At 67.8% G+C, this 6,953-nt stretch carries 8 protein-coding genes; 7 read left to right on the forward strand and 1 reads right to left on the reverse strand.

The window, feature by feature from the left end; genetic code table 11:
- Positions 1 to 3: 3 nt before the first annotated feature.
- Positions 4 to 963 carry a carotenoid 1,2-hydratase gene (locus HNR60_RS22795; RefSeq protein WP_184262493.1) on the forward strand — a complete coding sequence of 320 codons (960 nt, stop codon included), beginning with the start codon at positions 4 to 6 and terminating at the stop codon, positions 961 to 963.
- Positions 964 to 1,246: 283 nt separating this feature from the next.
- Here HNR60_RS22795 and phnF read toward each other — a convergent pair whose 3' ends face one another.
- Complete coding sequence (phnF, locus tag HNR60_RS22800; protein WP_184262495.1) at positions 1,247 to 1,975, reverse strand: phosphonate metabolism transcriptional regulator PhnF; 729 nt, start codon at positions 1,973 to 1,975, stop codon at positions 1,247 to 1,249.
- Positions 1,976 to 2,099: 124 nt separating this feature from the next.
- Here phnF and phnG point away from each other — a divergent pair, with 124 nt between their 5' ends.
- The 6 genes from phnG to phnL are packed head-to-tail and all read left to right on the forward strand — an operon-like array spanning position 2,100 to position 6,635.
- Complete coding sequence (gene phnG / locus HNR60_RS22805; RefSeq protein ID WP_184262497.1) at positions 2,100 to 2,552, forward strand: phosphonate C-P lyase system protein PhnG; 453 nt, start codon at positions 2,100 to 2,102, stop codon at positions 2,550 to 2,552.
- Between the two features lie 5 nt (positions 2,553 to 2,557).
- Positions 2,558 to 3,163: a phosphonate C-P lyase system protein PhnH gene (phnH, locus tag HNR60_RS22810; RefSeq protein ID WP_184262499.1), complete on the forward strand. Its 606-nt coding sequence runs from the start codon at positions 2,558 to 2,560 to the stop codon at positions 3,161 to 3,163.
- A 3-nt stretch (positions 3,164 to 3,166) separates the two neighbouring features.
- Positions 3,167 to 4,270 carry a carbon-phosphorus lyase complex subunit gene (locus tag HNR60_RS22815; protein ID WP_184262501.1) on the forward strand — a complete coding sequence of 368 codons (1,104 nt, stop codon included), beginning with the start codon at positions 3,167 to 3,169 and terminating at the stop codon, positions 4,268 to 4,270.
- Positions 4,267 to 5,148 carry an alpha-D-ribose 1-methylphosphonate 5-phosphate C-P-lyase PhnJ gene (locus HNR60_RS22820; protein WP_184262502.1) on the forward strand — a complete coding sequence of 294 codons (882 nt, stop codon included), beginning with the start codon at positions 4,267 to 4,269 and terminating at the stop codon, positions 5,146 to 5,148. Before HNR60_RS22815 ends, HNR60_RS22820 begins: the two co-directional genes overlap by 4 nt.
- Positions 5,141 to 5,929 carry a phosphonate C-P lyase system protein PhnK gene (gene phnK, locus HNR60_RS22825; protein WP_184262504.1) on the forward strand — a complete coding sequence of 263 codons (789 nt, stop codon included), beginning with the start codon at positions 5,141 to 5,143 and terminating at the stop codon, positions 5,927 to 5,929. Before HNR60_RS22820 ends, phnK begins: the two co-directional genes overlap by 8 nt.
- Before the next feature lie 7 nt (positions 5,930 to 5,936).
- Positions 5,937 to 6,635 carry a phosphonate C-P lyase system protein PhnL gene (gene phnL / locus HNR60_RS22830; RefSeq protein WP_184262506.1) on the forward strand — a complete coding sequence of 233 codons (699 nt, stop codon included), beginning with the start codon at positions 5,937 to 5,939 and terminating at the stop codon, positions 6,633 to 6,635.
- Positions 6,636 to 6,953 lie beyond the last annotated feature (318 nt).

The raw sequence follows: 6,953 nt of genomic DNA on the forward strand, positions 1-6,953 counted from the left end.
CAGATGCTGCACTGGCCTAACCGACCCACCGCGGAGACCACCTCTGCCGGCTTCAGCCTGCCGGTGCCGGACGACGGCTACGCCTGGTGGTACATCGACGCGCTCAGCGACGACGGCCAGGAGGGCCTCACCATCATCGCCTTCGTGGGCTCGGTGTTCTCGCCGTATTATCGCTTTGCGCGGCGCCGCGGGCCGATCGACCCGCTCAATCATTGCGCGCTCAACGTCGCGCTATATCGCGCCGGCGGCAATCGCTGGACCATGACCGAGCGCGGCCGCCGCAAGGTGGCGCGCAACGCGCAGTCGCTGGTGATCGGCCCCAGCGATCTGTCGTGGGACGGCAACGCGCTCTCCATCAACATCGACGAGGTGACAGCGCCGATCCCCGGCCGGATCCGCGGCCGCGTCCGGGTCATTCCGCGCGCGGTGACGCAGCAGGCGTTCACGCTGAATGCCGACGGCAATCATCGCTGGTGGCCGATCGCCCCCAGCGCCCGGGTCGAGGTCGAACTGGCGTCGCCGGACTTGCGCTGGCAGGGCGACGGCTATTTCGACATGAACGCCGGCGACGTGCCGCTCGAGCAAGGCTTCACGGTGTGGGAGTGGTCGCGCGCGGCGCTGCGCGACGGCACCGCGATTCTTTATGAGGCGAAGCGCCGCGACGGCGGCCGGCTCGACCTCGCGATCAAGTTCGACCGCCACGGCGAGATGGAGTCGTTCGACGCGCCGGCGCTGCAGCGGCTGCCGCGTACGCCGTGGCGGGTCGATCGCAGCGCGCGCAGCGAGGCCGGCGCCCGGGTGGTTCGGACGCTGGAGGACTCGCCGTTCTATGCCCGCTCGGTGATCGCCACCACATTGTTGGGCGAGCACGCCACCCTGATGCATGAAAGCCTGTCGCTCGACCGCTTCAAGATGCCGGTGGTGCAGGCAATGCTGCCGTTCCGCATGCCGCGACGGGGGTAGTCGAGTTACTACTTTCCGCTCATTACATCAGTCGCCCTGCGAGCACTGACTTCACCTCTCCCCGCTTGCGGGGAGAGGTCGACCCGGCGGAGCACCCGGATCGGCGCTTCGCGCCGTCCGATGCGAAGCCGGGTCGGGTGAGGGGGCGCTTCGGCAGAACGCGGCGCCCCCTCACCCGGCGCGACACGCTGCGCGTGTCACGCCACCCTCTCCCCGCAAGCGGGGCGAGGGAAGAGCTACCGCACCGCTGCGATCAGACTCGACGGCAGTCAAGCTCTGCCCGCTAATCGCTCTCGATCACGAACTCGACGCGGTCGGCGGCGAAGCGGGAGTGTTTGGTCTGCAGCGGTTCGCCACTAAGCGTCACGTCGGTGCTGTCGACCATCAGCACCGGGCGGCCGAGCGCAAGATCGAGCCTAGCTGCGTCGCTGGCATCCACAATGCCGGCGGTGACGCGGCTGACGCCGCGGCGATAGTCGCGGATGCCGTAATGCGCCAGCAACTTCGTCATCGAGCCGGTGCGCTGATAGATCGCGGCGGCGTCGGGAAACCGCGCCGCCGACAGCCAGGTGGTGCCGACGCAGATCGGCACCCGGTCGGCGAAGCGCAGCGTCTCCAGCCGCAGCAGCGGCGCATTGACCTTGACGCCGAGTTGCCGCGCCAGCTCGCGCGTCGCGACGTCGTCGCCGGACGCGATCAACTGCCCGCGCGGCTCGCGGCCGCCGGCGCCGACGATCTCGGAGAACCGCGTCCGCGCGTGCAGCGGATAGGCCAGCTTGGAGGCCTGCACATAGGTGCCGCTGCCGCGCTCGGCGCGCACCAGCCCGCGCTCGGCCAACGCCGCCAGCGCGCGGCGCACGGTGTGGCGGTTGACGCGATGCGCGTCGGCGATCTCCACCTCGCCCGGCAGCCGCTCGCCGGCCGGATAGGAGCCGTCGGCGATGCCGCGCTCGATCGAATCGGCCACCCGCCGCCACAGCGCTACGCCGGAATCCTGGTCCATGATCGTCATCGCATCATCACAGCACAAATCGGCGCCGGCCGCAGCGGCAAATCGCGCAAACGTCATCAAAAGGTCATGGCGCGCGATTACAAAGTTGTCTATCATAACAGACAACTTGGAACCGGGCCCGATCATGAACGCACCCCTCGCCCCGCAGCAGCAGCGTCGCCAGGCCGCGATGGCGGTGCTGGTGCGCGCCTCCGCAGCCGAGATTGAAGACCTGCTCGGCGCGCTGGCGCTGCCGGCGGGCGAAGATTTGCGGCAACCGGAGAATGGCCTGGTGATGGTGCGCGGCCGGATCGGCGGCGACGGCGCAGCGTTCAATCTCGGCGAGGCCACGGTGTCGCGCGCCGCGGTGCGGCTGCCGGGCGGCGAAGTCGGGTTCGGCTACACGCTGGGGCGCGACCGCGCCAAGGCGCGGCTGATCGCGCGGTGCGACGCGCTGCTGCAGACCGATCAGGCCGACGCGATCGAGACAAAGGTGCTGGCGCCGCTGCGCGTGCGCATTGCCGCCGAACAGGCGTGCCGCGCCGAGCAGACCGCGGCGACCAAGGTGGATTTCTACACGCTGGTGCGCGGGGAGTGATGAACATGACCACGGTGGCCGAACTACCCGCCGGCTTCGCCGACAAGGTGACGGCGGCGCAATCCACCTTCCGCGCGGTGATGGACGCGATGGCGCGGCCGGGGCGGATCTGCAAGGTCGCGGCGGCGCTGCCGGCGCCGGCGCCGTTGATGCCGGCGGTGGCCGCGATCGCGCTGACGCTGTTCGATCACGACACCCCGATCTGGCTCGACGCTGCCGTCGTGCGCCATCGCGAGGTCGGCCAATGGCTGAAATTCCACTGCAGCGCGCCGGTGGTTGAGGAGGCTTCGGTGGCGAGTTTTGCGCTGGTCGCCGATCCGGCGCGGATGCCGGCGCTGGACTGTTTTGCATTGGGTTCAAACGATTATCCGGATCGCTCGACCACGCTGATCCTGCAGGTCGCAAGCCTGACTGATGGCGCGCCGCTCGAGCTCAGCGGCCCCGGGATTCGCGGCACCACGGCGCTGGCGGCGACGGTTTCGGCGGATCTGATTGCGCAGCTCGCGCTCAACCGCGAACTGTTTCCGCGCGGCGTCGATCTCGTACTGGTCGCGGGCGACGAGGTGGTGGCGCTGCCGCGCAGCACCCGGATCACCGCAAAGGGAGGCTAACGCATGTATGTCGCGGTGAAGGGCGGCGAACGCGCCATCGACAACGCGCACCGGCTTTTGGCGCATGCGCGCCGCGGCGAGCGCGCGGTGCCGGAGATTTCGCTGGAGCAGATTTCCGAACAGCTCAGCCTCGGCGTCGACCGAGTCATGGTCGAGGGTTCGCTGTACGACCGCGAACTCGCCGCATTGGCGATCAAGCAGGCGCGCGGCGATCTGATCGAGGCGATCTTCCTGCTGCGCGCGTTCCGCGCCACCCTGCCCCGGTTCGGCGCCACGCTGCCGCTCGACACCGGCGCGATGGCGGTGCGGCGGCGGATCTCCTCGACCTTCAAGGACATTCCCGGCGGCCAGATTTTGGGGCCGACGTTCGACTACACCCACCGGCTGCTCGATCCGGCGTTGGCGGAAAATTCCGACCCTGAGCTGCCCGCGACCGCGGCGCCGTCCGACGCGCCGATGCCGCGCGTCACCGACATCCTCGGCCGCGACGGGCTGATCGAAGGCTCGCCTGCTGCGGACGATGACGCAATCGTCGGCGACCTCACCCGCGACCCGCTGAGCTTTCCCGCCGACCGCGATCTGCGGCTGCAAAATCTGGCGCGCGGCGATGAAGGATTCTTGCTGTCGCTGGCCTACTCGTCGCAGCGCGGTTACGGCCGCAACCATCCGTTTGCCGGCGAGATCCGGTTCGGCGAGGTAGAGCTGGAATTCTTCGCCGAAGACGCCGGCTTCGCGGTGCCGCTCGGGCCGATCGCGCTGACCGAAACCCAGATGGTCAATCAGTTCAAGGGCTCGGCCACCGAGGCGCCGTGCTTCACCCGCGGCTATGGGCTGGCGTTCGGGCAAAGCGAACGCAAGGCAATGGCGATGGCGCTGGTCGACCGCGCGCTGCGTGCCCGCGAGCTCGGCGAGGAAGCCGAGGCGCCGGCGCAGGACGAGGAATTCGTGATGTCGCATTCCGACAATGTGCAGGCCACCGGCTTCGTCGAACATTTGAAGCTGCCGCATTACGTCGACTTCCAGTCCGAACTCGGGCTGCTGCGCCGGCTGCGGCAGGATTTCGAGGACAAAGCGGCGGACGCGCCGCTCAAGGAGGCCGCGGAATGAACGCGCCGACTTACAATTTCGCCTATCTCGACGAAGGCACCAAGCGGATGATCCGCCGCGCCATCCTGAAGGCGATCGCGATCCCCGGCTATCAGGTGCCGTTCGCCAGCCGCGAAATGCCGATGCCCTATGGCTGGGGCACCGGCGGCGTGCAGGTGACCGCCGCGATCCTCGGCCCGCAAGACGTGCTGAAGGTGATCGACCAGGGCTCTGACGACACCACCAACGCGATCTCGATCCGCAAATTCTTCGCCAAGACCGCCGGCGTGGCGACGACCACGCGCACGGAAGAAGCGAGCGTCATCCAAACCCGGCACCGGATTCCGGAAGCGCCGCTGCACGCCGGCCAGGTGCTGGTCTATCAGGTGCCGATCCCGGAGCCGCTGCGCTACCTCGAGCCGCGCGAGACCGAGACGCGGCGGATGCACGCGCTCGGCGAATACGGGCTGATGCATGTCAAGCTCTACGAAGACATCGCCAAATTCGGCCACATCGCCACCGCCTATGCGTATCCGGTGAAGGTGGCGGGACGCTACGTCATGGACCCGTCGCCGACGCCGAAATTCGACAATCCGAAGATGAATGATTGCGAGGCGCTGCAATTGTTCGGCGCCGGCCGCGAAAAGCGTATCTACGCGATTCCGCCCTACACGCAGGTGGTGTCGCTGGATTTCGAGGATCACCCGTTCACCCGCTATCGCCAGGACGCGCCGTGCGCGCTGTGCGGCGCGGAGGATTCCTACCTCGATGAAATCGTCACCGACGATCAGGGCAGCCGAATGTTCGTCTGTTCCGACACCGATTATTGCGAGACCAGGCAGCGTGACGGCCATCTCGGCAGCGAGAGCGCGCCGAACAAGGAGCATGGGCATGGCTGATAGCAGCAACGATCAGCCGCTGTTGGTGGCGGAGGGCCTGGCGAAATCCTACGGTCATCTGCAGGCCTGCCGCGAGGTCTCGTTCAAGCTCTATCCCGGCGAGGTTTTGGCGATCGTCGGCGAGAGCGGCTCCGGCAAGTCGACGCTGCTGCAACTACTTTCGGCGCAGCTTTCGCCCAGCGCCGGCAAAGTGTCGTACCGGATGCGCGACGGCGTGTTGCGCGACCTCAACGTGCTCGGCGAAGCCGAGCGGCGGTTTCTGTTCCGTACCGACTGGGGCTATGTGCATCAGGATCCCGCGATGGGACTGCGGATGGCGGTGTCGGCCGGCGCCAATGTCGGCGAGCGGCTGATGGCGATCGGCTGGAATAACTACGGCGAGATCCGCGACGCCGCCTCGAGCTGGCTGCAGCGCGTCGAGATCGCGCTGCAGCGCATCGACGACGCGCCGAAGACTTACTCCGGCGGCATGCGGCAGCGGCTGCAGATCGCGCGCAACCTGGTCACGGCACCTCGGCTGGTGTTCATGGACGAGCCGACCGGCGGGCTCGACGTCTCGGTGCAGGCGCGGTTGCTCGATCTGATGCGCGGGCTGGTCGGCGAATTGGGGCTGTCGGCGGTGGTGGTGACGCACGACCTCGCGGTGGCGCGGCTGTTATCGCACCGGGTGATGGTGATGAAGGACGGTCGCGTGATCGAAACCGGCCTGACCGACCAGGTGCTCGACGATCCGCGCGAGCCCTATACGCAGTTGCTCGTGTCTTCGATTTTGCCCGCGTGAGGTGCCGATGCCCGTGATGATCGAAATCTGCAACGCCGCAAAGACCTTCACCATGCATCTGCAGGGCGGCGTGCTGTTGCCGGTGGTGCGCGACGCCACCTTCTCCGTCGCCGCCGGCGAATGCGTGGTGCTGTCGGGGCCGTCCGGCGCCGGCAAATCCTCGATCCTGAAAATGATGTTCGGCAATTATCGCTGCGATAGCGGCTCGATCGACATTCTGCATGAAGGATCGCGGATCGATCTCGCGAAAGCCGAGCCGCGTCAGATCTTGCAGATACGCCGCTCGACCATCGGCTATGTCAGCCAGTTCCTGCGCGCGGTGCCGCGGGTCTCGGCGCAGGACGTCGTCGCCGAGCCGCTCATCGCCACCGGGGTGCCGCGTCATGAGGCGCGGGAACGCGCCGGCGCGCTGCTCGGCCGGCTGAATATCGCCGAGCGGCTGTGGTCGCTGCCGCCGGCGACGTTCTCCGGCGGCGAGCAGCAGCGCGTCAACATCGCCCGCGGCTTCATCTCGGAATTTCCGATCCTGCTGCTGGACGAGCCGACCGCCTCGCTCGACGCCGCCAACCGCGAGATCGTGGTCGAGCTGATCGACCAGAAGAAGCGCTGCGGCGTCGCCATGGTGGCGATCGTCCACGACGACGAGATCCGCGCCCGCATCGCCGATCGGCTGATCGACGTCACCACATTCGCCGCCGCGGCGTGAGAGGGCGAGTGATGAAATGGTCGCGACGAGATCCGGTATCGCAGTTGAGCGGGACGGCGCGGCATCGTCCCCTCTCCCCGCTTGCGGGGAGAGGGTGGCGCGACGAGCGAAGCTTGTCGCGTCGGGTGAGGGGGCGCCGCGTTATGTCGAGACGCCCCCTTGTATCTGCCCATTGAGCAAAATGTGCGATGGAAGCGGCTTAGCGCGTTGGCCGGTGGCCCCCCGCCAACGCGCGCGGCGATGACGCCCGATACCCCACCGGCAACAACCGTGGGTGAGCCTGGGACCATCGCCGTTGTCACGCACGACCGAACAGTC

The sequence above is a fragment of the Rhodopseudomonas rhenobacensis genome, from assembly GCF_014203125.1.
Lineage (GTDB): Bacteria > Pseudomonadota > Alphaproteobacteria > Rhizobiales > Xanthobacteraceae > Rhodopseudomonas_A > Rhodopseudomonas_A rhenobacensis.

Coding starts and splice junctions, on each gene's coding strand:
- HNR60_RS22795 (WP_184262493.1), top strand. CDS start 4: ATGCTGCACTGGCCTAACCGACCCACCGCGGAGACCACCTCTGCCGGC.
- phnK (WP_184262504.1), top strand. CDS start 5,141: ATGGCTGATAGCAGCAACGATCAGCCGCTGTTGGTGGCGGAGGGCCTG.
- phnG (WP_184262497.1), top strand. CDS start 2,100: ATGAACGCACCCCTCGCCCCGCAGCAGCAGCGTCGCCAGGCCGCGATG.
- phnH (WP_184262499.1), top strand. CDS start 2,558: ATGACCACGGTGGCCGAACTACCCGCCGGCTTCGCCGACAAGGTGACG.
- phnF (WP_184262495.1), bottom strand. CDS start 1,975: ATGACGATCATGGACCAGGATTCCGGCGTAGCGCTGTGGCGGCGGGTG.
- phnL (WP_184262506.1), top strand. CDS start 5,937: ATGCCCGTGATGATCGAAATCTGCAACGCCGCAAAGACCTTCACCATG.
- HNR60_RS22820 (WP_184262502.1), top strand. CDS start 4,267: ATGAACGCGCCGACTTACAATTTCGCCTATCTCGACGAAGGCACCAAG.
- HNR60_RS22815 (WP_184262501.1), top strand. CDS start 3,167: ATGTATGTCGCGGTGAAGGGCGGCGAACGCGCCATCGACAACGCGCAC.